The sequence below is a fragment of the Streptomyces sp. NPDC096012 genome (assembly GCF_040426375.1).
Lineage (GTDB): Bacteria > Actinomycetota > Actinomycetes > Streptomycetales > Streptomycetaceae > Streptomyces.
The window spans coordinates 87,655-110,802 of record NZ_JBEOTD010000022.1; the positions used below are offsets into that span (position 1 = coordinate 87,655).

Annotated in this window: 25 protein-coding genes; 14 read left to right on the forward strand and 11 right to left on the reverse strand. The window is 71.3% G+C overall.

Annotation, left to right across the window (positions count from 1 at the left end):
- Nucleotides 1–259 precede the first annotated feature (259 nt).
- Complete coding sequence (locus tag ABVB68_RS21590; RefSeq protein WP_353602735.1) at nt 260–1,675, forward strand: hypothetical protein; 1,416 nt, start codon at nt 260–262, stop codon at nt 1,673–1,675.
- Nucleotides 1,676–1,700: 25 nt separating this feature from the next.
- Here the strand turns inward: ABVB68_RS21590 and ABVB68_RS21595 are convergent, their stop codons facing one another.
- Nucleotides 1,701–2,108 (reverse strand): pyrophosphohydrolase domain-containing protein, encoded by a 408-nt coding sequence (locus ABVB68_RS21595; protein ID WP_353602736.1) that lies wholly within the window; start codon nt 2,106–2,108, stop codon nt 1,701–1,703.
- Between the two features lie 268 nt (nt 2,109–2,376).
- Between ABVB68_RS21595 and ABVB68_RS21600 the strand changes: the two genes are divergently transcribed.
- Complete coding sequence (locus ABVB68_RS21600) at nt 2,377–3,372, forward strand: TAXI family TRAP transporter solute-binding subunit (RefSeq protein WP_353602737.1); 996 nt, start codon at nt 2,377–2,379, stop codon at nt 3,370–3,372.
- Nucleotides 3,373–3,568: 196 nt separating this feature from the next.
- Here the strand turns inward: ABVB68_RS21600 and ABVB68_RS21605 are convergent, their stop codons facing one another.
- Both ABVB68_RS21605 and ABVB68_RS21610 read right to left on the reverse strand, forming a co-directional pair.
- Nucleotides 3,569–4,984, reverse strand: coding sequence for a sensor histidine kinase (locus tag ABVB68_RS21605; RefSeq protein ID WP_353602738.1), 1,416 nt, complete (start codon nt 4,982–4,984; stop codon nt 3,569–3,571).
- 9 nt (nt 4,985–4,993) lie between these two features.
- Nucleotides 4,994–5,680 (reverse strand): response regulator transcription factor, encoded by a 687-nt coding sequence (locus ABVB68_RS21610; protein ID WP_353602739.1) that lies wholly within the window; start codon nt 5,678–5,680, stop codon nt 4,994–4,996.
- Between the two features lie 295 nt (nt 5,681–5,975).
- On the opposite strand from ABVB68_RS21610, the gene ABVB68_RS21615 reads away from it, so the two are divergent.
- From ABVB68_RS21615 to ABVB68_RS21650, 8 genes are all read left to right on the forward strand, one after another.
- A complete protein-coding gene (locus ABVB68_RS21615; protein ID WP_353602740.1) occupies nt 5,976–6,752 on the forward strand; it encodes an amino acid ABC transporter ATP-binding protein in 777 nt (258 codons plus the stop codon).
- Nucleotides 6,753–6,840: 88 nt separating this feature from the next.
- The gene (locus ABVB68_RS21620) at nt 6,841–7,674 is read left to right on the forward strand and encodes a glutamate ABC transporter substrate-binding protein (protein ID WP_353602741.1); all 834 of its coding nucleotides are present in this window, start codon (nt 6,841–6,843) and stop codon (nt 7,672–7,674) included.
- 75 nt (nt 7,675–7,749) lie between these two features.
- The gene (locus tag ABVB68_RS21625) at nt 7,750–8,415 is read left to right on the forward strand and encodes an amino acid ABC transporter permease (RefSeq protein ID WP_353602742.1); all 666 of its coding nucleotides are present in this window, start codon (nt 7,750–7,752) and stop codon (nt 8,413–8,415) included.
- Nucleotides 8,412–9,302: an amino acid ABC transporter permease gene (locus ABVB68_RS21630; RefSeq protein WP_353602743.1), complete on the forward strand. Its 891-nt coding sequence runs from the start codon at nt 8,412–8,414 to the stop codon at nt 9,300–9,302. Before ABVB68_RS21625 ends, ABVB68_RS21630 begins: the two co-directional genes overlap by 4 nt.
- Nucleotides 9,303–9,479: 177 nt before the next feature.
- Complete coding sequence (locus tag ABVB68_RS21635) at nt 9,480–11,084, forward strand: FAD-dependent monooxygenase (protein ID WP_353602744.1); 1,605 nt, start codon at nt 9,480–9,482, stop codon at nt 11,082–11,084.
- A 365-nt stretch (nt 11,085–11,449) separates the two neighbouring features.
- Nucleotides 11,450–11,497 carry a hypothetical protein gene (locus ABVB68_RS21640; RefSeq protein WP_317987190.1) on the forward strand — a complete coding sequence of 16 codons (48 nt, stop codon included), beginning with the start codon at nt 11,450–11,452 and terminating at the stop codon, nt 11,495–11,497.
- 72 nt (nt 11,498–11,569) lie between these two features.
- Nucleotides 11,570–12,103 carry a cupin domain-containing protein gene (locus ABVB68_RS21645; protein WP_353602745.1) on the forward strand — a complete coding sequence of 178 codons (534 nt, stop codon included), beginning with the start codon at nt 11,570–11,572 and terminating at the stop codon, nt 12,101–12,103.
- A 74-nt stretch (nt 12,104–12,177) separates the two neighbouring features.
- Nucleotides 12,178–12,558, forward strand: a complete 381-nt coding sequence (locus tag ABVB68_RS21650; RefSeq protein WP_353602773.1) for a rhodanese-like domain-containing protein — start codon at nt 12,178–12,180, stop codon at nt 12,556–12,558.
- A gap of 127 nt (nt 12,559–12,685) precedes the next feature.
- Here ABVB68_RS21650 and ABVB68_RS21655 read toward each other — a convergent pair whose 3' ends face one another.
- The 3 genes from ABVB68_RS21655 to recA form a co-directional block, all read right to left on the reverse strand.
- The gene (locus ABVB68_RS21655) at nt 12,686–12,928 is read right to left on the reverse strand and encodes a hypothetical protein (RefSeq protein ID WP_503006211.1); all 243 of its coding nucleotides are present in this window, start codon (nt 12,926–12,928) and stop codon (nt 12,686–12,688) included.
- A 142-nt stretch (nt 12,929–13,070) separates the two neighbouring features.
- A complete protein-coding gene (gene recX, locus ABVB68_RS21660; protein ID WP_353602746.1) occupies nt 13,071–13,934 on the reverse strand; it encodes a recombination regulator RecX in 864 nt (287 codons plus the stop codon).
- A gap of 3 nt (nt 13,935–13,937) precedes the next feature.
- Entirely contained in the window at nt 13,938–15,062 is a 1,125-nt protein-coding gene (recA, locus tag ABVB68_RS21665) for a recombinase RecA (RefSeq protein WP_353602747.1), read from the reverse strand.
- Between the two features lie 520 nt (nt 15,063–15,582).
- On the opposite strand from recA, the gene ABVB68_RS21670 reads away from it, so the two are divergent.
- The 3 genes from ABVB68_RS21670 (at nt 15,583) to ABVB68_RS21680 (ending at nt 18,273) form a co-directional block, all read left to right on the forward strand.
- A complete protein-coding gene (locus tag ABVB68_RS21670) occupies nt 15,583–15,861 on the forward strand; it encodes a polyprenyl synthetase (protein WP_353602748.1) in 279 nt (92 codons plus the stop codon).
- Nucleotides 15,851–16,906 (forward strand): polyprenyl synthetase family protein, encoded by a 1,056-nt coding sequence (locus tag ABVB68_RS21675; protein ID WP_353602749.1) that lies wholly within the window; start codon nt 15,851–15,853, stop codon nt 16,904–16,906. The genes ABVB68_RS21670 and ABVB68_RS21675 overlap by 11 nt, the downstream gene beginning before the upstream one ends.
- Before the next feature lie 203 nt (nt 16,907–17,109).
- The gene (locus ABVB68_RS21680; RefSeq protein WP_353602750.1) at nt 17,110–18,273 is read left to right on the forward strand and encodes an oxygenase MpaB family protein; all 1,164 of its coding nucleotides are present in this window, start codon (nt 17,110–17,112) and stop codon (nt 18,271–18,273) included.
- 112 nt (nt 18,274–18,385) lie between these two features.
- Here ABVB68_RS21680 and ABVB68_RS21685 read toward each other — a convergent pair whose 3' ends face one another.
- Both ABVB68_RS21685 and ABVB68_RS21690 read right to left on the reverse strand, forming a co-directional pair.
- Entirely contained in the window at nt 18,386–19,630 is a 1,245-nt protein-coding gene (locus ABVB68_RS21685) for an AI-2E family transporter (protein ID WP_353602751.1), read from the reverse strand.
- Between the two features lie 129 nt (nt 19,631–19,759).
- Nucleotides 19,760–19,954 (reverse strand): DUF3046 domain-containing protein, encoded by a 195-nt coding sequence (locus tag ABVB68_RS21690; RefSeq protein WP_353602752.1) that lies wholly within the window; start codon nt 19,952–19,954, stop codon nt 19,760–19,762.
- 80 nt (nt 19,955–20,034) lie between these two features.
- Between ABVB68_RS21690 and ABVB68_RS21695 the strand changes: the two genes are divergently transcribed.
- Nucleotides 20,035–20,979, forward strand: a complete 945-nt coding sequence (locus tag ABVB68_RS21695) for a hypothetical protein (protein ID WP_353602753.1) — start codon at nt 20,035–20,037, stop codon at nt 20,977–20,979.
- Nucleotides 20,980–21,000: 21 nt separating this feature from the next.
- Here ABVB68_RS21695 and ABVB68_RS21700 read toward each other — a convergent pair whose 3' ends face one another.
- The 3 genes from ABVB68_RS21700 to ABVB68_RS21710 form a co-directional block, all read right to left on the reverse strand.
- Complete coding sequence (locus tag ABVB68_RS21700; protein ID WP_353602754.1) at nt 21,001–21,309, reverse strand: AzlD domain-containing protein; 309 nt, start codon at nt 21,307–21,309, stop codon at nt 21,001–21,003.
- Nucleotides 21,306–22,127: an AzlC family ABC transporter permease gene (locus ABVB68_RS21705; protein ID WP_353602755.1), complete on the reverse strand. Its 822-nt coding sequence runs from the start codon at nt 22,125–22,127 to the stop codon at nt 21,306–21,308. Before ABVB68_RS21705 ends, ABVB68_RS21700 begins: the two co-directional genes overlap by 4 nt.
- A 100-nt stretch (nt 22,128–22,227) precedes the next feature.
- Nucleotides 22,228–23,064 (reverse strand): AraC family transcriptional regulator, encoded by an 837-nt coding sequence (locus tag ABVB68_RS21710; protein WP_353602756.1) that lies wholly within the window; start codon nt 23,062–23,064, stop codon nt 22,228–22,230.
- Nucleotides 23,065–23,148 lie beyond the last annotated feature (84 nt).

Sequence of the window (23,148 nt, forward strand, 5' to 3'; positions counted from 1 at the left end):
CCGGGAGAGGAACGACGAGTTGCGCGGGGGGCAGCGGCCACCAGCCCCTGAAAACAACGCACTTCGGCCTCCAGTGACGTGAACTCGCCGTGGCCGACGTCACCTTGGGTTGTGGCCGGTTCGTGAGGGGCCCGTGCGCCTGACGTGGCATGCTCATGGCTCGCTACGCGGTTACCGACCGGTTCTACCTACGAGTAACCGAGCGTCGACACCTCTCCGCCACCCCCCACTTCACTCGGGACCAACCTTGCGCAGACGCATGAGGCACAGGCATGCCCTGTTGCCCGCCTTCGCCGTGACCACCCTCTTCCTCGCCGCGGCCTGCTCCTCCGCACCGACGCCGCACGCCGAGCGTCTCGCGGCCGGCGAGCACGGACAGCGGACCAGGGTCGACGACGGTCCCAACGACGACACGGACCACCCACTCACCGTCGCCGCCGCACCCGCCGCGACCGCGGCCGCCACCGCGAGCCCCCAAGGCTCCGGGCGGCGGGCGCACAAGACCACGCTCACCGTCAGCTCGTACGACGGCCGCACCCGGCGTGCCGTCATCTCCGACAAGCCGAAGCGGCAGGGCAGTTCACCGGGTGCCCCGGCTTCCGGCGGCTCCTCGGCCGCACCGCACCGAGCGGCCGTGGGCGACGTGATCGCCAGTGCGCCCGCGTCGGGGGCGCCGCACGGACTGCTCGCCAAAGTCACCAAGGTGATCGGCGAGACGGGCCACGGCACCGCGGTGCAGACCGAACCGGCCACGCTCGACGCGCTGCTGGGCGACGACTCGGCACACGGCGACGTGCCGGTCGACCCGTCGTCGTTCACCGTCGACAAGCTGCTGCCCGATGTGAAGGTGTCCTGGTCCAAGGCCGGTGACGTGCATGCCGGTCCCAAGGGCGCGACGGTACCGCTCGGCAGCCTCCGGCTCGATGTGAGCGCGGCCGTGCCGACGGCCGAGGGCGCCCCGGTCTCGGCCACCGCCTCGGTGCACGGTTTCGTCCAGGTCGCACCACAGGTCGACTTCGCCTACGGCGGCGCCGGAACCGGCACCGCGCCCGGTTCGGCGTACCTCGGCGTGTCCGGCGACTGGGCCTCCGGATGGGCCGTCAAGGGCCGCGTGGCCGCGGCCACCGGAACGCCGCTGCGCCTGCCCTTCGCCAAGCTGCACGCCGACCCCGTGCTGCAGGTGGGCCCCGTCCCCGTCGTGGTCAACCTGGACCTGACCTGCTACGTGCAGATCAGCGGCGACGGACGCGTCACCGTCGACGTCGAGCAGAGCCTCAAGGGCGACTTCAGGGCGGGCGGCACCTTCGGCGCGGCCAAGGGCTGGACGCCGGTCAGCGACTCGACCATGACGGGCACTCCGGTACACGCCTCCCTCACCACCGCCGGCGACCTGAAGACGGCGCTCGGCGCCGAGGCCTCCGTCGGCCTCTACGGCACCGTCGGCGTCACCGCCGACCTGGCCCCGTACCTGCGCGGCACGGCCTCCGGGACGGTCACCGCCTCCACCGGCACGGGCGCACCGAAGGCGGAGGGCACCTGGAGCGTCTACGGCGGAGTGGACCTGTCCGGGACCCTGCGGCTCCAGCTGTCCATCTTCGGTACGCCGGTCATCCAGCGGAACATCCCGCTGGGCGCCCTGCACCGCGAGTGGAATCTGGCGGCCGGTTCCCTGTAGTCCTGGACGCCGCAACGCGCACGCCTCAGGCCGCGCCGCCCGGTATCCACCCCTGGCCGCGCAGCACGGCCGACACGTCCGGCGCCCGGTAGTGCTCCCCCTTGAGGACCTTGCCGTCGGCCCGGCGGGCGACCTGCCCGTCCGGGCCGAGCTTGCTCATGTTGGCCCGGTGGATCTCGGCGATCACTTCGTCGAGGTCGATGCCGTGCACCAGCGCCGTGCCGTACGCGACGTAGACCACGTCCGCCAGCTCGTGCGCGAGCTGGTCGAGCGGCCCCTCCACAGCGACCTCGGCGACCTCCGCGGCCTCTTCGGCGAGCAATTCTCCGCGGTGGGCGGCCAGTTCGGGGGGAACCTCGACCGGTGTGCCGCGGGCGTCGAGCCCGAAGGCGCGGTGGAACTCACGGACGAGGTCGGCGGGCGATGTGCTCATGATGCGAAGGTAACGGCCGCCACTGACACTGCCCGCCGCACCCGTTCACGGGCCCAAGGCACTGCCCGCCGGCACACGTGCGGACCTCCGGCACCGCGCTCCACACCCGCCTGCGGACCTTCACGCGGTCAGGCCGGTCCGTCCCCCGCGCCGCACCACCCCGAACCGGTGATGAGCAGGGCGCCCGGGGGGGGCGAGCGGCACCTTCCCTGTCCCGGCATGGCCTCGGCCCTGGTCAGGCGCGCGCGTCGCCTGGCAGGATCGCCGCATGTCCAAGGTGCTTCAGATCAGCAGACGCCGAGCGCTGCAGAGCGCGGCCGCCGGTGTCGTGGCCCTCGGGCTGCTGCTGTGGTGGCTGCTGCCCCTGGGCGAGAAGCCACCGAGCGGGACGATCGTCTTCAGCACCGGTACGCCCCGGGGCGTCTACCAGGAGTACGGCGAGCGGCTGCGCACCGAGATGGCCAGGGACATGCCCGGCCTGGAGGTGAAGCTGCTCAACAGCGCCGGATCACAGGAGAACGTGCAGCGGGTCGCGACCGGGCAGGCCGACTTCACCATCGCGGCGGCCGACGCGGTGGAGACGTACGCGCTGCGGCACGGCAGCGGCGCCGGCCGGCTGCGGGGTGTGGCCCGGCTCTACGACGACTACGTGCATCTCATCGTGCGCCGCGGTTCGGACATCCGGAAGGTGTCGGATCTTCGGCACAGACGAGTGGCGACCGGGCTGCCCGACTCCGGAGTGCGGCTCATCGCCGACCGGGTGCTGAGGGCGGCCGGCATGGACCCGAAGAAGGACATCACCCCGGTCGCGGACGGCATCGACACCGGGCCCGGCAGGCTGGAACAGGGGAAGATCGACGCCTTCTTCTGGTCGGGCGGGCTGCCCACCAAGGGCTTGGACACCCTGGCGAAGAAAGCCGCCTTCACATTCGTACCGATCGACGCCGATCTCATCGCCAGGTTGCACGACGAGGGGCAGGGAGCGCGCTACTACCGGGCCGCCAACATCCCGGAGTCCGCCTACCCGGCCGTGCAGCAGGGCGTCCAGGTGCCGACCATCGCCGTGTCCAACGTGCTGATGACCCGGGCGGACGTGGACCCCCGGCTGACCGAGTGGGTGACGCGCACGGTGATCAAGAGCCGCGACGGCATCGGCGCCCACGTCCACTCCGCACAGCTGGTCGACCTGCGCACCGCCATCTACACCGACCCGCTGCCCCTGCAGGAGGGCGCCCGACGCTACTACCGGTCGGTGAAGCCGTAGGACCGGTTTCGCTGAGCCGTGGCCACGCGCGCGGTGCAGCCGCGGCCACCCGCGCGCTGGAACCACGGCCACGCGCGCTGGAGCCATGGCCGGCCGGCCCGGTGAGACCGTGGCCGACCCGCGGCGGAAGCCGCGGCCGGCCCCGCTGCCTCCGCTCCAGAAGGCCCGGAAGATCCAAAGGGTTCAGAAGGCGGTGCTACGCCCGCGACCCGCTCTCCGCGTGCCGGGGCACCGACACCGTCGCCCGCAGCCCGCGCGGCTCGTGGTGGGCGTAGGTGATCGAGCCGCCGCCGGCCGCGAGCAGGGCGCGGGTGATGGACAGGCCGAGGCCCGATCCCTTGACGTTCTGGTGGCGGCCGCTGCGCCAGAAACGGTCGCCCACGCGCGCGAGTTCCTCGTCGGTGAGGCCGGGTCCGGTGTCGGTGACGACGATCGTGACGGTGTCGCCGTCGACGGAGACGGCGACCTCGACGGTGCCGTCCTCGGGGGTGAACTTCACGGCGTTGTCGATCACCGCGTCCAGCGCGCTGGACAGGGCGATCGGGTCTGCCCAGGCGGTGGTGGGCGGACAGTCCCCGGTCAGCCGGACGCCGCCGGCGGCGGCGGCCGGTGACCAGGCGGCCACCCGCTCCTCGGCCAGGGCGCCGATGTCGGTCAGCCGGAGGTCGGCGTCGGCGTGCTCGGCCAGCGCCAGGTCGAGCAGGTCGTCCAGGACCCGCGCCAGGCGTTTGCCCTCGGTGCGGACCGAGGCGATCTCCTCGTTGTCCTCGGGGAGTTCGAGGGCGAGCAGTTCGATGCGCAGCAGCAGCGCGGAGAGCGGGTTGCGCAGTTGGTGCGAGGCGTCGGCGACGAAGGCGCGCTGCTGCTCCAGCACCTCCTCGACGTTGTCGGCCATCTCGTTGAACGACCGGGAAAGGCGTCTGAGTTCCGGCGGCCCGCCGGCGGCCGCGACCCGGGACTTCAGGCGCCCGGTGGCGATGTCGTGGGTGGTGGCGTCCAGGATCCGTACCGGCTTGAGCACCCAGCCGGTCAGGCGCAGCGCGGCACTGACGGCGAGCAGCATCGCGGCGATCTCGCCGGCCCCGATGAACAGCCAGCCGCGCAGGATCCGCGACCTCATCTGCCCGGTGGGCGAGTCGGTGACCACGACCGCCACGACGTCGCCGTCCCGGATGACCGGCGAGGCGACGACCAGCCGGCTGCGCTGCCAGGGCCACACCTGCCCGGGATCGTGGCTGCGGCGGCTGAGCAGCGCCTCGTCGAACGCCTCCCGCACCTCCCCCGCGCGCGGTACGAACCAGTCGCCGGGCGCGTTGGCCATCGCAGAGCCGTTGCGGTAGAAGACGCCCGCGCGGATGCCGTAGACGCCGTAGTAGCTCTCCAGTTCGCTGCGCAGGGTCTCCCAGCGCCCGTCGACGGTGGTGCGGCGGGGCCCGCTGGGTCCGTCGGTGACGAACTGGGCGAGCGCGGCGAAGCGTGCCGTGTCGTCGATGCGGTCCACGACGACCGGCTGCTGCTGGCCCGCGGCCACACTCACGGCGAGCGGGATGCCGAGCGCGAGCAGGACGGCCGCCAGGAGGACGGTGAGCAGCGGCAGGAGGCGTGTGCGCACCCGTCCCCGCTAGGCGGCCGGGGCGACGAGCCGGTAGCCGACGCCGCGTACGGTCTCGATCAGGGCGGGCATGCGCAGTTTGGCGCGCAGGGAGGCGACGTGCACCTCCAGGGTGCGGCCGGTGCCCTCCCAACTGGTGCGCCAGACCTCGCTGATGATCTGTTCCCGGCGGAAGACCACGCCGGGGCGCTGGGCGAGCAGCGCGAGCAGATCGAACTCCTTGCGGGTCAGCTGGACGACCGAACCGTCCACGCTGACCTGGCGGGTGGGCAGCTCGATGCGCACGCAGCCGAGGTGCAGGGCGCCCTCCCCGGCCGCGGCCGGGTCCTCGTGGACGGTGCGCCGGCTGACGGCGTGGATGCGGGCGAGCAGTTCGCCGGTGTCGTACGGCTTCACGACGTAGTCGTCGGCGCCCAGGTTGAGCCCGTGTATGCGGGAGCGGACGTCGGAGCGCGCGGTGACCATGATCACCGGGATGCTGGTGCGCTTGCGGATCTTGCCGCAGACCTCGTAGCCGTCCTGGTCGGGCAGGCCCAGGTCCAGCAGGACCACGTCGAAGCCGGCGCTCTCCGGGACGAGCGCCTGCAGGGCCTCCTCACCGCTGCGCGCGTGGGTGACGTCGAAGCCATGCCGCGCGAGGACGGCGGACAGGGCCGCGGCGACGTGGTTGTCGTCCTCGACGAGCAGCAGTCTCATCCCGGCCCCCTCCGGTTCAGCGTTCGTACGGTCTCGGTTCTCGTGCGTTCGTTGGTCGCGTCCCCGCGCGCGTGCACCATGGCAGTGACGCCGATGGACAAGGACGGCGTCAAGAGGGTTCCGGTTGCCCGCCGCTTCCGTTACCCGGCCGATATACGTACAGCCGGTAACTGCTACGAGACGTGTCCGATCGCTATCGGATCGTGATGCTCAGATCTCCCTCAGATGTGATGACGCAGGTCACAGCCCCTCATTACTGTCCTCGGATACCCGAGGAGGACGGAGCCTGAGAGCGATGACCAATGTATCGGTGGCCAAGGAAGACGTGGCCGCGTCCGACGAACTGGTCGTCCTGAAGAGCGTCAACAAGCATTTCGGCGCGTTGCACGTGCTCCAGGACATCGACCTGACGATCGCCCGCGGCGAGGTCGTCGTGGTCATCGGGCCCTCCGGGTCCGGGAAGTCGACGCTGTGCCGCACCATCAACCGCCTGGAGACGATCGATTCGGGCGCCATTACGATCGACGGCAAGCCCCTGCCGCACGAGGGCCGCGAACTGGCGCGGCTGCGGGCGGATGTCGGGATGGTCTTCCAGTCCTTCAACCTCTTCGCGCACAAGACCGTGCTCGAGAACGTGATGCTGGGCCAGGTCAAGGTCCGCAGGGCGGACAAGAAGCAGGCCGAGGAGAAGGCGCGGGCCCTGCTCGACCGGGTCGGTGTGGGCACCCAGGCCGACAAGTACCCCGCCCAGCTGTCCGGCGGCCAGCAGCAGCGTGTCGCCATCGCGCGGGCGCTGGCGATGGGCCCGAAGGTCATGCTCTTCGACGAGCCGACCTCCGCCCTCGACCCCGAGATGATCAACGAGGTCCTCGAGGTGATGCAGCAGCTCGCCCGTGAGGGCATGACGATGATCGTCGTCACCCACGAGATGGGCTTCGCACGTTCGGCTGCAAACCGTGTGGTTTTCATGGCGGACGGCCGGATCGTCGAAGAGGCTGCGCCCGACCAGTTCTTCAGCAACCCGCGCAGCGACCGGGCCAAGGACTTCCTGTCCAAGATCCTGCACCACTGACGACGGTGCGGGTCCGGCCCCCCGCACGCCCCGGGTCGCGCCTCCCGCAACGGACCTCGTTCCCTTCACCACTCAAAGGATGTTCAGCATGAAGCTCCGCAAGGTCACCGCCGCCTCGGCCGTCCTCCTCGCCCTCTCCGTGGCGGCCACCGCGTGCGGTGGCGACAAGAAGGACGACAAGTCCTCGGGTGGCGGCAAGAAGATCACCATCGGCATCAAGTTCGACCAGCCGGGCATCGGCCAGAAGACCCCGCAGGGCTACGCCGGTTTCGACGTCGACGTGGCCACCTACGTTGCCAAGAAGCTCGGTTACAGCGCCGACCAGATCGAGTGGAAGGAGTCGAAGAGCGCCGACCGCGAGACCATGCTCAAGCGCGGTGACGTCGACTTCATCGCCGCCTCCTACTCGATCACCCCCGAGCGCCAGAAGCTGGTGGACTTCGCCGGCCCGTACCTGCTGGCCCACCAGGACGTGCTGGTCCGCGCGGACGACACCGCCATCAAGACGGCCGCGGACCTCAACAAGGCGAAGCTGTGTTCCGTCACCGGCTCGACCTCGGCCCAGAACGTCAAGGACAAGCTCGCCCCCAAGGCGCAGCTCCAGAAGTACCCGACGTACTCCGCGTGCCTGACCGGTCTGCAGAACAAGGTGATCGACGCCCTCACCACGGACGACTCGATCCTCGCCGGCTACGCCTCCCAGCCCCAGTTCAAGGGCAAGTTCAAGCTCGGCGGCCTGAAGATGACCAACGAGAACTACGGCATCGGCGTCAAGAAGGGCAGCGACCTCAAGGCCAAGATCAACAAGGCGCTCGAGGACATGGTCGCCGACAAGTCCTGGGACAAGGCCGTCCAGAAGAACTTCGGCCCGGCCCAGTACAAGAACGAGCCCGCCCCGAAGATCGGCGACATCAAGAGCTGAGGCAACGCCCGGCGGGTGCGCCGTCCGTGAGGGCGGCGCATCCGGGCATCCCTACACGCGGAAGCACGGGAGATCGTGTTCGACTTTCTTCAAGATTACGACGTTCTGGGCGCCTTCTGGACGACGGTGCAGCTGACGCTGCTGTCCGCCCTGGGCTCCCTGGTCTGGGGCAGTCTGCTGGCCGCCATGCGGGTGGGCCCGGTACCGCTGATGCGCGGTTTCGGCACCGCCTACGTGAACATCGTGCGGAACATCCCGCTCACGGTGATCATTCTGTTCTCCTCGCTCGGCCTGTACCAGACACTGGGCGTCAGCCTCGGTTCCGAAGAGACCGACACGATCAACTTCCGGCTGGCCGTGCTCGGTCTGATCCTCTACACCTCGGCGTTCGTGTGCGAGGCCGTCCGCTCCGGCATCAACACCGTGCCGGTCGGCCAGGCGGAGGCCGCCCGGGCCATCGGACTGAGCTTCACCCAGGTGCTGTTCCTGGTGGTGCTCCCGCAGGCCTTCCGGGCGGCCGTCGGGCCGCTGACCAACGTACTGATCGCGCTGACGAAGAACACGACGGTGGCCGCGGCGATCGGCGTGGCCGAGGCGGCGGCCCTCATGAAGGACATGCTCGACAAAGAGGCGCTGCTGCTGCAGATCTCCGCGGTGATCGCCTTCGGATTCTGCTGCCTGACCCTGCCGACCGGTCTGATCCTCGGCTGGGTGGGCAAGAAGGTGGCGGTGAAGCGATGAGTTCGGTCCTGTACGACGCACAGGGACCGCGCGCCAAACGGCGCAACGTCCTCTACACGGCTCTCTTCATAGCCGCGGCCGCGGTCGTCGTCTGGTGGGTGTACACGGCCCTCGACGACAAGAACCAGCTGGACTGGGTCCTGTGGAAGCCGTTCGTCGGCTCCGAGGCGTACACCACGTACATCTGGCCCGGTCTGCAGAACACCCTGAAGGCGGCGGCACTCGCGATGGTCATCGCGCTGCCGCTGGGAGCCTTCTTCGGCATCGCCCGGCTCTCGGACCACGCGTGGGTGCGCGTCCCCGCCACGGTCGTGATCGAGTTCTTCCGCGCGATCCCCGTGCTGGTCCTCATGATCTTCGGGAACGAGCTGTACAGCCAGTACACCTCCGTCAGCTCCGACGACCGGCCGATGTACGCGGTCGTCACCGGACTGGTGCTGTACAACGCGTCGGTGCTCGCCGAGATCGTCCGCGCGGGCATCCTCGCCCTGCCGAAGGGCCAGTCCGAAGCCGCCATGGCGATCGGTCTGCGCAAGGGCCAGGTCATGCGGCTCATACTGCTGCCGCAGGCGGTCACCGCGATGCTCCCGGCCATCGTCAGCCAGCTGGTGGTCATCGTGAAGGACACCGCGCTCGGCGGCGCCGTCCTCACCTTCCCCGAACTGCTCGCGTCGGCCAACACGATGAGCGGCTACTACGGCGCCAACACCATCGCGTCCTTCACGGTGATCGCCGTGATCTACGTGCTCATCAACTTCTCGCTGACCTCGTTCGCGAGCTGGCTGGAGGGCCGGCTGCGGCGGCGCAAGAAGTCGACCGGCGCGGTGCTCGGAGCCCAGGACGTGGCGGACGTCGCGGGTACGACGACCACCGGAGTCGCGGCCTGACGTTCGATCAGACCCGAATGCACCACCCGGAGGCAGTGGCATGATCGCCACTGCCTCCGTTCGCTTGACGCAAACTCTGCCAATGGGTTGCATACGTTCTGTGATCGTGCACCCCGCTCCGCCTTCCTGTTCACTTGTCTCCGTCAGGGCATCGTCACGGGCAGGGGGCGCCGCGTCATGGACCCGGTGATCGTCGTCGGAGCGGGGCCCGTCGGACTGGCGCTCGCCCTCGCCCTGGCCCGGCAAGAGGTGCCGACCGTGGTCCTGGACGAGAGCCCCGGGAAGGACGAACCCCGCCCGGCGCGCACGGTCGTGCTGCGCGAGGACACGGCCGCCCTGCTGGAGCGGCTGACGGGAACGGCGCTCGGTGAGCACGGCGTGCGCTGGGCCGGATGGCGGTCCCTGCGGCGCAAGCAGGTGATGAGCGAGGTCGCTTTCGAAGAGGCCGACCCCGCCGCCCCGCTGCACATCGCCCAGCACGTCCTGACCAACGCCCTGCGCGCCGCCGTCGCCGACGAGCCGCTGGTGAAGGTGGCCGTGGACAGCCGTCTGGACTCGATCGAGCAGGAGCGTTCCGGCGTGACCGCGCACACCCGCGGCTCCCACGGCACCTGGTGGCGCGGCAGCTACCTGGTCGGCTGCGACGGGCCCCGCTCGACGGTGCGTAAACTCCAGGACATCCGTTTCCCCGGCCGTACGGCGGTGGAACGGCACGCGGTCGCCGCGCTGCGTGCGGAACTTCCGTGGCCGCGTCAGGCGTTGATCCATCGGATGCCGCCGTGGCGGCAGTCCGGGCCCTCGGCCGGGGAGGTGACCGCCCGCCCCCTCCCGGACGGCGTGTGGCGCCTGGACTGGCTGCTGCCACCGGGGAAGGACCTGGTCACGCCCGAGATCCTGGTGGCCCGCATCCGCGAGACCCTCACGGCCTGGACGGACAGCTCCACGCCGGTGTACGAACTGCTCGACACCGGCGTGCACACCGTGCACCACCGGCTGGCCCGCCGATGGCGCGCCGGCCGGATCTTCCTCGCCGGGGACGCGGCCCACCTGCTCGGCGCCCTCGGCACCCAGGGGCTCGACGAGGGGCTGCGCGACGCCGACAACCTCGCCTGGAAGCTGGCCGTGTCCTGGCATCGTGGACCGCACGAGGCGCTGCTGGACAGCTACCAGGCCGAGCGGCGCGGGGTGGTCGCCGCCCGGCTGCGCGCCGCCGACCAGGTGCTGCCCGTGCTCCGCGGCGGGGGCGGCCTGCGCCAGATCGTGCCGGGCGCGGCCCGCGGCCACGAAGCGCTGCTCACGGACGGTCACCTGGGGCACGGGCCGCTCGGCGCGCCGGGGACGTACGCCGACTCGCCGCTCGCCGCCCCGCCTCTCGAAGCGGAGATCGCGGTCGGCACCCAGCCGGGCTCAGCGGTCACGGACGTGCGCGTCACCGCGGAGGACGGTTCCTTCGTACAGCTGCGCGACCGGCTCGGCCGGGGGGCGCTGCTGGTGGTCCTGATCGCGCCGGGCACGGGCGTCTGGGACCGCAAGCACTGGGTCTCCGCCGGGGTGATGCCCCGGCTCGCGGCCGCCGTGACCGCGCTGCCGCACCCCGCCGAGCTGCTGGTCGCGGAGAGCTACCCGGGGGCGCCCGCCCACAGCGTGCTGCTGGTGCGTCCCGACGGCCACCTGGTCACCGCACTGAGCGGAGTCCGCCCGGCGGACCTGTACTCGGCGGCCGAGGCCGCGGTGGGCGGCGCGGTGAAGGAGGAGGCCAAGGCCGGGTCCGGCACGCGGTGAGGGACGAGGCGAAGGCCGGGGCCGGCAGCGGTGAGGCAGGAGGCGAAGGCCAGGTCCGACACGCGGTGGGAAGCCGGGTCCGGCACGCGGTGAGGCAGGAGCGAAGGCGGGGTCCGGCACGCGGTGAGGGACGAGGCGAAGCCGGTTCCGGCACGCGGTGAGGGACGAGGCGAAGCCGGTTCCGGCACGCGGTGAGGCAGGAGGGGAAGCCGGGTCCGGCACGCGGTGAGGGACGGAACGAGGGTCGGCCGTGGGGCGCCGTCACCCTCTGTCCACATGGTGACAGTCAGTTGACCGGAGTCCGGCAGCGTGCTGTACTCCGGATCGTGACCGACACCTGTGTGCGCCTGTGGCGGAGGGTCCATATGGACCTCGTCCGCTATGCCGGCTGCGTGTGTCACCCGTCCTGCTGAATTCGCATCCCCCTTCCTCTTCCGGGCGCCGTGGTGCGCCCGTTTCCGCGAACCTTCTTCAGGACGGTGCACGTGTCTGTCTCCTCCCCCTCCGTGTCCCCTGCCGTCGGCTCGACGCCCACCCAGGCGGACCTCCTCGACTTCGTTCGGCGTACGGCGGCCGACTCGGAGCTGATCGCCGCCCTCCCTCTGGACCCGGAAGGCCGCACCTGGGTGCGGCTGGAGGGGCCGGGCGGCAGCGAGGCCTGGCTGATCGGCTGGCCTCCCGGCACCGGCACCGGCTGGCACGACCACGCCGACTCGCTCGGCGCCTTCTTCACCGCCTCGGGCGAGCTCAAGGAGTACTCCCTCGCCGCCAGGCTGCCCACCGACGGCTGGAAGACCCTGGAACTCACCGAGGGCGTCGACCGTGAACGCCGACTGCCCGCCGGAAAGGGCCGCTCGTTCGGCCACCACCATGTGCACGAGGTACTCAACGACTCCCCCGACGAGCACGCGATCTCCGTCCACGCCTACTGCCCGCCGCTGCCGAGGATCCGCCGCTACAGCCGCACGGGCCCGATACTGCGCCTGGAACAGGTCGAACGCCCGGAGGACTGGCAGTGAGCAGCGACAAGAACGTACGACCGGCCAACCCGGCCGGGACGGAAGCGAGCGGGACAGGCGAACGGCCTGCCGGGATCGACGAATTGCTGGAGCGCGTGCGCGCCGGCTATCGGCGCATCGAAGCGCGGGAGGCGCACGAGGCGGCGCAGTCCGGTGAGGCGCTCCTGGTCGACATCCGGTACGCGGCCCTGCGCGACCGGGACGGGCTGATCCCCGGTGCCCTCGTCGTCGAGCGCAACGAACTGGAGTGGCGCCTCGACCCGCAGGGCAGCCACCGCGTGCCCCAGGCCACCGGACACGACCTGCGCGTGGTGGTGATCTGCAACGAGGGCTACGCCTCCAGCCTCGCCGCCGCCTCCCTGCACCAGCTGGGACTGCAACGGGCGACGGACCTGGTGGGCGGTTTCCAGGCGTGGCGTGCGGCGGGCCTGCCGGTGGAGCCGGTTACGTTCTGAGCGGTGCGATCCGCGCCCCGGCCACGTACTCACCGATCCGGCGCGCCGCTGCCCCTGTGCCGAGCCGCGCGCCACGGGCCCTCGCGTTCGCCCGTCGGGACGCGTGCACGCGAGGGCGCTGCGGGTATCACTCCTTCGCCGTGGCCACCGTGACCGCTCGCACCCGGAGCACCGCACGCCCCTGAACGCCACTGGCCACCAGCGCGAGCAGCCCGGCGACCGCGACCACGGTGGCGTAGAACAGGGGCGCGACCGTGGGCGCCGCGTGGCCCGTCATGCCGAGGCTGAACGCGGTGAGTACGGCGAGAGCGATACCGCTGCCGAGCGAGGTCGCCAGCAGCAGCACGGACAGGACCTCGGTGCGCAGCATGCGCAGGACCTGGCGGCGGGTCGCCCCGGCGCGAGGCGCGAGGCGCGAGGCGCGTGGTGTGCGACCGAGGCCGGAGCGGGCATCCGCGATCAACGCACGGTGGGGCGCCGGCCGGACCGGATCCGGCGGGCACCCGGCGCCGTCAGAGGTCCACGTCCTCCAGGAACTCCGTGTCCTCGCCCTCTTCCTCCAGGGCCTGGCGGACGACGCGGAGAGCCATGCCCTCGGGGTAGCCCTTGCGGGCGAGCATGCCGGCGAGGCGGCGCAGCCGCTTGTCGCGGTCGAGACCGCGGGTGGCGCGGAGTTTGCGGGCGACCAGTTCGCGGGCGGTCGTCTCCTCCTGCTCGGAGTCGAGCTGGCCGACGGCCTCGTCGATCAGCGCGGAGTCGACACCCTTGGTGCGCAGTTCCCGGGCGAGTGCGCGCCGGGCCAGCCCACGGCCATGGTGCCGGGACTCCACCCACGCGTCCGCGAACGCACCGTCGTCGATCAGCCCGACCTCCTCGAACCGCGACAGCACCTCCTCGGCCACCTCTTCCGGGATCTCCCGCTTGCGCAAGGCGTCCGCGAGCTGTTTGCGGGTGCGCGGGGTCCCGGTGAGCAGGCGCAGGCAGATCGCCCGTGCCCGCTCAGCCGGGTCCCCTGAAGACTCCCCCCGCTCGGCCCTCGACGAGGTGGGGGTGCCTTCGTCCTCACCGGGCGCGTCCCCGAAGCCGCGCCGCCATCGGCCTCGCCCCCGGCCACTGCGGGGTCCGCCGGTGCCTTCGGAGCCGTGGCCGGGCGAGCCGTCACCGTACGGGTCGGCTCCCGCGCCGTGCGGGGACGCGCCGCCGTCACCGTCGTAGGCGCCGTACCCGTCGTCCCGGTGTCCGTCGTGGCGGTGCCCCACGTCCCGGTGTCCTTCGTTCCCGTCCGAGGCGGAGTCCGGGTGGTCCCCGGTGCCCCTCCCCCGTGGGGCACCGGGGGTGGCGTACTCGTATGCGGCCCAGTCGGTTCGTCGTGTCACGGATCAGCTCTTGGCAGCTGCGGCCTTGGGCTTGGTGGCCTTGGCGGCGGTGGCAGGAGCGGGCACCGTCTTGGCGTCATCGGCCGTCGTGGCGGCCGCGTCCGCGGCCGGCTCGGCGGCGGGCTCCTCCGGCCGGACTCCCACGCCCAGCTTCTCCTTGATCTTCTTCTCGATCTCGTTGGCCAGGTCGGGGTTGTCCTTGAGGAAGTTGCGGGCGTTCTCCTTGCCCTGGCCGAGCTGGTCGCCCTCGTACGTGTACCAGGCGCCGGCCTTGCGGACGAAGCCGTGCTCCACGCCCATGTCGATCAGACCGCCCTCGCGGCTGATGCCCTGGCCGTAGAGGATGTCGAACTCGGCCTGCTTGAAGGGCGGCGCGACCTTGTTCTTGACGACCTTGCAGCGGGTGCGGTTACCGACCGCCTCCGTGCCGTCCTTCAGGGTCTCGATACGGCGGATGTCGATGCGCACCGAGGCGTAGAACTTCAGGGCCCGGCCACCGGTCGTGGTCTCCGGGGAGCCGAACATCACGCCGATCTTCTCGCGGAGCTGGTTGATGAAGATGGCGGTGGTCTTGGACTGGTTGAGCGCGCTGGTGATCTTCCGCAGCGCCTGGCTCATGAGCCGGGCCTGCAGACCGACGTGGCTGTCGCCCATCTCGCCCTCGATCTCCGCACGCGGCACGAGCGCGGCGACGGAGTCGATGACGATGAGGTCGAGGGCACCGGAGCGGACCAGCATGTCCACGATCTCCAGGGCCTGCTCGCCGTTGTCCGGCTGCGAGAGGATCAGGTTGTCGATGTCGACGCCGAGCTTCTTCGCGTACTCGGGGTCCAGGGCGTGCTCCGCGTCGACGAAGGCGACCTGGCCGCCGGCCTTCTGCGCGTTCGCCACCGCGTGCAGGGTCAGGGTCGTCTTGCCGGAGGACTCCGGGCCGTACACCTCCACGACGCGGCCGCGCGGCAGACCGCCGACACCGAGGGCGACGTCAAGGGCGGTCGACCCGGTGGGGATGACCTCGATGGGCTCGTTCGGCCGCTCGCCGAGGCGCATGACGGCACCCTTGCCGAATTGCCGTTCAATCTGTGCGAGCGCGGCGTCGAGCGCCTTCTCGCGGTCGGTTCCTGCCATGGGTTCCACCCGGTTTGCTTGAGTCGATCGCTTCACGTCAAAGACGCTAACGCCTGCCACTGACAATGCGCCCCGACGCAGGCCCAGCCTGTGGATAACTGAGGAACGTTTCCTGGCAAACCGGGCCGAAACCCCCTACCGAGAGCCTTGCCTGAGCCTCCATGAGAATGGATGTTCGATTTTGGTGTCAAGCGCACCACGCCGTCCCCACGAGCCACCCTCGCCCGGCACACCGGCGTCGCGGACCGCGCACCACGACCCGGCAGCCGTCCGCCACCACCACCCGGCTGCCGTCGCGTGCGGCGTCGCGATGCCGTCGGCATCCAGCGGAGCATGCCGTCGGCGTCAAGCGATCGGCGATCCGCACGGCCGAGCGAAGTGATCACCCGATGGTTCTCCCGATGACGGGTTCCGTCCCTCTCTCACCGGCCGGGCGCGATGCTCGTAGGGCGGCCGCGTGAGCGTTGCCGTCTTCGTGTGCCACCGAGGGCGCCCCTGAGGCTGCCGCCGAGGAGAGGTCATGACACAGGAAGCGCGACGCGGCGGGGGCCTGGACGAACAGGCCGTGCTGCTGGTGGCGGGGGTGGCCGACCTGGCCGTGAGCACGCTGGGCTCGGCTCTGTCCACCGTACGGGGGCTGCTGCGCCGTTCCGACACCGCGGAACTGGCCGCCCAGGCCGAGCACGAGCTGCTGGCGCGCGGCCGTCTGGCACTGGACCGCTGCGCGGCCGTGCCCCCGGCCCATCTGGAGATCCTCGCCCGGCACGCGCTGGCCCACCGGGGCACCGATGCGAGCTGACCGGTGGGACACGGCCGCCTTCAAGGGCCGCGTCGACGCGGTGCTGCACCGCTTCGTCGCCCAGGAGGCGGATCTGCTGGCCGCCGTCGACCCCGTCCTGGGGCCGGTGGCCGATCAGCTGGAGTCGGCGGTCGCGGACGGCAAGCGGCTGCGCGCCGCCTTCTGCTACTGGGGCTGGCGCGCGGCCGGCCAGCCGGACAGCGACGCCCTGGTGCGGGCCGCGTCCTCCATGGAGCTGGTGCACGCCGCCGCGGTCGTGCACGACGACCTGATCGACGACAGCCCCCTGCGGCACGGCCGCCCCACGGCCCATCTGGCCCTGCGCGGTGCCGTGTCCGGGCATCCGCATCCGGTCGCCGCGGCCAGGTCGCTGGCGATGCTCGTCGGGAACCTGCTGATGGCGCTGGCCGGTCAGCTGTTCACCGACAGCGGTCTGCCCGCCGCGTACCTCGCCCGGGCCCGCCCGCTGTGGTCGCTGCTCGCCCGGGAACTGATCGCGGGCGAGTGCCTGGAGATCCTGCGCACCGGGGCCGCGCCGGACACCGCGGCGTCGCTGAAGGTGATCCGGTACAAGACGGCCAAGTACACGGTCGAGCAGCCCCTGCTGATCGGCGGCACGCTGGCCGGGGCCGGCGAGAGACTCAGGGCGGGGTACTCCGCGTACGGATTGCCGCTGGGCGAGGCCTTCCAGCTGCGGGACGACCTGCTGGGTCTGTTCGGCGACCCGGAGCGCACCGGAAAGGCCGACGGCGACGACGTACGGGGCCGCCGCCCCACCACTCTGTGGGCGGAGGCCTGGCGCATCGCCGGCGCGGACGAGCGGGAGCGGCTGCGAGGTCTGCTGGGCCGGCCGGAGCCGGACCGGGAGGGCCTGGAGACGATCCGCGAGGTGATGAGCGGGCTCGGAGCGCCCGACCGGGTCGAGAACATGATCCACGCGCGCGTGGAGGAGGCACTCGACGCCCTTCACGAGCTGGACATGCCCGCATCCGCCGCCGGCGCCCTGACCGAGCTGGCCCATGCGGCGACGGTCCGCCCTTACTGATCGGCGGGTTGCCCCGTCAGTCATCGACGGTCCACCCGTCACCGATCAATAGTCCGCCCGTACCGATCAACCATCCCTGTACTGGATCAATGGTCCGCCATCAATGGTCCACCCGTACTGATCAGCACCGGGAACGGTCCCGTCTCGTCCTCCCTGGACCAAGTCCCGCTCCCAGTGCCGCCCCAGAGAAAAGGAGCCCTGTCATGACCTTCAGCCAGGGGTCGTCGGACCCTCTCCGGCAGGCCGGCGACGAACTCGCCGACGCCACCGTCGCCGCTCTGTTCGCCCGCGGAGAGGTCGGCGTGTTCAACACCCTCATGCGCCACGTCTCCACCGCGGGCGCCCCCCTGCCGGACGGCCTGCCCGGTGTGGCGCGTGACTACCTCGAGGCCACGAGCGCGCCGCCGGCCTGGGTCGACTGGGCGGAGATGGAGAGGGCGCGGCTGTTCTTCATCGACAACAACGTGCACATCTCCACGGCGTTGTCCTTCGCCTCGATGCCCGCCTGCTACGTCGTACCGCACGTGGCGAAACTGCTCTCGGCCACCCATTCGCTGAAGTACCCCGCCAAGCGGATGGCGGAGACCGGCCAGTTCACCGTCTACCTGATGCAGCCCGACGCCTTCGAGGCCGGCAGCCGGTTCATCCCCGCCGCCCAGAAGGTCCGTCTGCTGCACGCCTCGATCCGGCATCACCTCCAGCGCGACGACCTCTGGGACACACGGACGCTCGGAGTGCCGATCTGCCAGGAGGACATGATCGGCGGGCAGATGTTCTTCTCCCTGACGGTCCTCGACAGCCTGCACCGGCTGGGCATCCACATGTCCACGGAGGGAGCGGAGGCCTATTACTACGCCTGGCGCGTGGTGGGAGCGATGCTCGGCGTGGACCAGGAGGCCGTGCCCAAGTCCCTCGACGAGGCGCGCGCCTTCATGGACCGGTACATGATCCGCCACATGGGCCCCTCCCGGGAGGGCGCGCACCTGACCCGACAGCTCATCGACCTCTACGAGGACGTCGTACCCGGCACCTTCTTCGACCCGGTCGTCTCCGCACTCATCCGCCACCTCATCGGCGACACCTGCGCGGACTGGCTGCAGGTTCCCCGCACCCGATGGGACACCCTCGTCAAGGCGGTCCCCCATCTGCTCGGCGTGCTGGAGACCATCGAGGACCGCTCCCCGCTCGGCGCCTGGGCCCTGGACCGCCTCGGTCACCTCACGACCGTCTTCGAACTGTCGTCGCTCACCCGGGGACGCGTGATGCACTACGCCATCCCGGAGCAGCTCAAGAAGGACTACGGCGTCACCGACTCGGTGCCGCCGGCCAAGCGCTGGACCCCACCCGCCGCCACGGTCTCCCCGTGAGCCCCGAGCGGCACCGGACCCCGCTGCCCGGTGCCGCGGGCGCCGCATCTCGACGAGGCGTACGCACCGCGGGCGCCCCCCTTGCCCAGACGCACCGCAGGGCTCCTCGCCACTATGGCGCCTCCGGGTCCGACTGCGCGGTGCGAGGCCGTCGTGCTCGGGCGAGCAGACCGAGGCCGTTCGCCCTCCTGGCGCGGTGTCCATGCACCCGGGGGTCGTCCGTGACGGCGTACCGCTTCACGTACGCCCCCAGGAAAGCCTGCAGGGTGGCGACGGCGGGGATGGCGATCAGCGCGCCCACGGCACCCAGCAGCGCGGTGCCCGCGATGACCGAGCCGAAAGCGACGGCCGGGTGGATGTCGACCGTCTTGGCGGTCAGCTTCGGCTGCAGCACGTAGTTCTCGAACTGCTGGTAGACCACGACGAAGGCCAGCACCCAGACCGCGTACCAGGGGGCGACGGTGAACGCGATCAGCATCGGCAGCGCCCCCGCGAGGTACGTCCCGATGGTGGGGATGAACTGCGAGACCAGCCCCACCCAGACGCCGAGCACGGGCGCGTACGGCACGCCGAGGACCTCCAGCAGGATGTAGTGCGCGATTCCGGAGATGAGCGCCATCAGACCGCGCGAGTAGAGGTAGCCGCCCGTCTTGTCCACGGCGATCTCCCAGGCGCGCAGCACCTCGGCCTGGCGCGCGGGCGGCAGCACCGAGCACAGGGCCCGGCGCAGCCGGGGACCGTCGGCGGCGAAGTAGAACGAGAACAGGCCGATGGTCAGCAACCGGAAGAGACCACCGAGCACCTGCGCGGAGACGTCGAGGACGCCGGCCGCGCTGTTCTGCGCGTACTTGCGCAGCCAGTCGGAATGGAGCAGGCCCTCCTGGACGTCCACCCGCCTCAGCTGGGTGTGGAAACTCTCATTGATCCAGTTGATCAGCGAGTCGAGATACCCCGGGAAGCCCTCGACCATCTTGATGATCTGGCCGGCGAGCATGGAGCCGAGCAAGGTGACGAACCCGGCGACGACGACCGTCAGCCCGAGAAAGACCAGGAAGGTGGCGAGTCCTCGGCGCATGCCGCGAGCGGCCATCCGGCTCACGGCGGGCTCTATCGCGAGGGCCAGGAAGAACGCGATCAATATATTGATCAACAGGTTGGTCAGCTGGTGGAAGGCCCAGCTGCCGAGCTGGAACGCGGCGATCAACGCGAGCGCCAGCACCATGGCGCGCGGCAGCCAGCGGGGCATACGGGTGGCCGGAGCGACGCCGCCGGAGGCCGGGGGCCGGTCGGGCGTCGTCGTGCCGGTCGCTGCCGGGTGCCGGGTGGGGTGCTGGTCGTCCTCGTCAGTGGGTGCCACGGGGCAAGTGTCGCCGACTCCGCGGACAACCGGCGCCCACCTGCGGTCTTCGTGACCGATCAGTGCCGTACCGTCGACATCTTCACGGGTTGATCGGCACATTTCGATCAATGCGTCGGCGCGGTCGGGTCAGCGCCTCTCACTGGGCACGTTCATGACCGTGCAGACCACACGCCAGACGTCCTTGGCCGCCCAGCCCGCGTCCAGCGCCTCGTTCACGGTGTGTCCACCCAGCTCCGACATCACGTGATCACGCGCGAAGGTCTCGGCGTAACCCGGACCGAAGTGTTCCGTCATTCGCTGCCAGAAGACCGTCAACCGCATGACTCCAGTATCCCGCCCCTGAGGGTGGGACCCGCCCGGGGCCGCTTGCCGAGACCGCTTTCCGCCCTACGGTCTGACGCATGGCCGAATCAGGAGATTTCCCGCTGCCCCCCGCGCCCCCGGCGTGTTCCCCGATCCTCCGCGCCGAGCGGTTCGTGTGGCTCACCGCGCGCGTGCTCGAGCAGCGCCTCTTCGCGTACCACTTCCTGCACGGTGCCCCGGACGCGGTAGAGGCGGCCCTGGACGCCTACCGCAACGAGGACGGCGGCTACGGGCTCGCGCTGGAACCCGATCTGCGCGGACCTCTGAGCCAGCCCCTGCACACCGCCCGGGCGTTACGCGTACTGGACGCCATCGGGCGCTGCGGCGGGCAGCGGGTGGAGCGCGTGTGCCGGTACCTGACCACCGCGTCCACCTCGGACGGCGCACTGCCGGCGTTCCGTCCCGGTCGGCGCGCGTATCCGACGGCGCCGTTCGTCCCGGTCGTCGACGATCCGCCCAGCGAGCTGCTGGCCACCGGCCCGGTCGTCGGGCTGCTGCACCGCAACGAGGTGTGGCACGCCTGGCTGTTCCGGGCCACCGACTTCTGCTGGCAGGCCGTGGAGGCCCTGGAGAAGTCGCACCCCTACGAGGTGCAGGCCGCCGTGGCCTTCCTGGACTCCGTTCCGGACCGGCCACGCGCGCAGGCAGCCGCCGACCGGCTCGGCCGCCTGGTGCGGGAACAGCGACTCGCCGTACTGGACCCGGGCGATCTCGGCGCCTTCCCGGTCGCCCCGGGCTATGCCCCGGGGGAGCACCACTTCCCGCACGACTTCGCCAAGAGACCGGAATCGCTCGCGCGGGCGTGGTTCACGGACGAGGAGATGGACCGCTCGCTCGACCACCTCGCCGCCGAGCAGGAGGAGGACGGGGGCTGGCCCGTCCGCTGGCTTCAGTGGGCCCCCGCCCCCGCGCTGGAGGCCCGCCCCCTCGTCACGATCGAGGCGTTACGCACCCTGAGAGCCTACGGCCGCGTCGTGGACTGAGCCGGTTCCGTCGGCTCCTCCTCACCCGCCCAGGGCCCGCACTCCCGCCGTCACCGCCACGGCCGCCGCGACGACCAGCAGAAACGGCGCGCGCAGCAGCAACGCCAGGGCGGCCGCGCCCAGCCCGGCGGCCCGCGCGTCCAGCACGAGCGCGCGCCCGTCGGCGAACGTCTGCTGGGCCGTGAGCGCGGCGAGGAGGGCGACCGGCAACAGGGCGGCCAGCCGCCGGACGAACGGCCGTTGCATCGCACCCGCGGGCACGAGCAGCCCGGCGAGCTTCACGGCGTAGCAGCCGACGGCGGTCACGCCGATCGCGATCCAGATGTTCACCGGTTCCCCTTCGGCCCGTCCAGTACCTCTTGATCCGGTCCAGTCGGTCCGCCTGGTCCACTTGGTCCATCCGGCCCGTCGAGGTTGTCCGGTCCGCCCGGTGTCTCGGGCCCGTCCTTCACTGCCCGTCGGGTACGGGCGCTGCGGCGGCCCTCGGTGAGCAAAGCGGCGGGTGCGGCCAGCGCCGCCACCAGGACGGGCACCCCGGCGGGCAGGACGGGCAGCAGGACGAGGCCCAGCAGGACCGCGAGACCGGCGACGGCGCGCTCGGTGGCCGTTTTCAGCATCGGCGCGAGCAGGGCGAGGAAGACGGCGGGCCCGGCGGCGTCCAGGCCCCACGCGCGCGTGTCACCGATGGCCTTGGCCCCCAGGGCGCCGAGCAGCGTGGTGAGGTTCCACAGCACGTAGAGGCTGAGCCCGGTGACGGTGAAGCCGATCCGGGCGGCGCGCCGGTTCGGCTGCGCCAGGGTGACCGCGGTGGTCTCGTCGATCACCCACTGGGCGGCGAAGGGCCGCACCGCGCGCGGAAGAGCGAGCACCTGGGACAGTCGCAGCCCGTAGAAGGCGTTGCGCGCCCCCAGGAAGAAGGCCCCGGCCGCGGCGGTGAACGGGTTCCCTCCGGCGGCGAGCGCTCCGACCAGGGCGAACTGGGAGGCGCCCGTGAACACCAGGAGGCTGAGCGCGCAGGTCTGGAGCACGCCGAGTCCGCTGCCGGCCGAGGTCACACCGAAGGCGAATCCCGACAGGCCGACGGCGACACCCACGGCGAGGGCGTCCCGCACGACGGCCGCGTCGGGTTTATCCGTTCTGTCTGTCATGTCTGCGAGTGCTGTCTGCTGTGCCACGCCTCGAACAGTACGGACAGGTCTCAGCGCTGGTCTTGTACGTTCTTGCGCTGGTCTTGTACGTCCCTTGCGCTCACGCGTTCTGGGGCTGGTCTTGTACGTCCCGGCGCTCACGCTGGTAGGCCCCGGGGGGCACGCCGACGATGCGGGCGAAGTGCCGGTTGAGGTGGGGCTGGTCGGTGAAGCCGACGGCCACGGCCGCATCGGCGGGGGTCGTCCCGGCGTCCAGCAGGAGCCGTGCGCGGCGTACACGGGCGTCGGTCAGCCAGGCGTGCGGTGGCATGCCGTAGGTGTCGCGGAACGCCCGCAGCAGTGCGAAGGGGCTGGTGCCGAGGTCGGTGGCCAGCCGTTCCAGGGTCGGCGGCCCGGTCATCCGGTCTTCGAGCACCGCACGCGCGCGTGCGGCGATCCGCGTTCCGGCCGACTGCGTCCGCCGCTGCGGCAGCGGCCCGCCGTTCAGCCGCAGCAGGCGGGTCACGGCGACCCGCAGCAGGGTGTCGGCGGCCAGCGCGTTGCCCTCTTCGGCGGCGCGCAGCACCTGGTGGACCAGGCGGACGGTGCAGGGGTCGTCGAGGACCGGGCTGACGAAGCCCGGGGTGCCGCGGACGGTGCGGGTCTCGGCGGCTATCGCGGCGACGACCTCGGGTGACGGGTAGAGAGCGCCGTACCGCCAGCCCTCCGGGACACCGGCCCGGCCGGTGTGCGGGGTGTCCGGGTTGACCAGCGCGAGGGCGCCCGCTCCGGCCGACACGTCGGAGCCCCGGTGGTGGAAGACCTCCACGCCGTCGGCGATGGCCGCGATCACGAAGCTCTCATGGGTGTGACGGACGAACGTCTTGCTGACGTACCGGGCCCGCAGCAGATCGACACCGGGCAGTTCCTCGTACCGCCAGTGCCGTGCGCGCTCCACCGGCCGGCTCCCGGTGAGCCGATTCCCGGCAGGCCGGCTCCCGGTGCGCCGGTCCTCGTCGACAGGCCGATGTTCGGCCGCGAG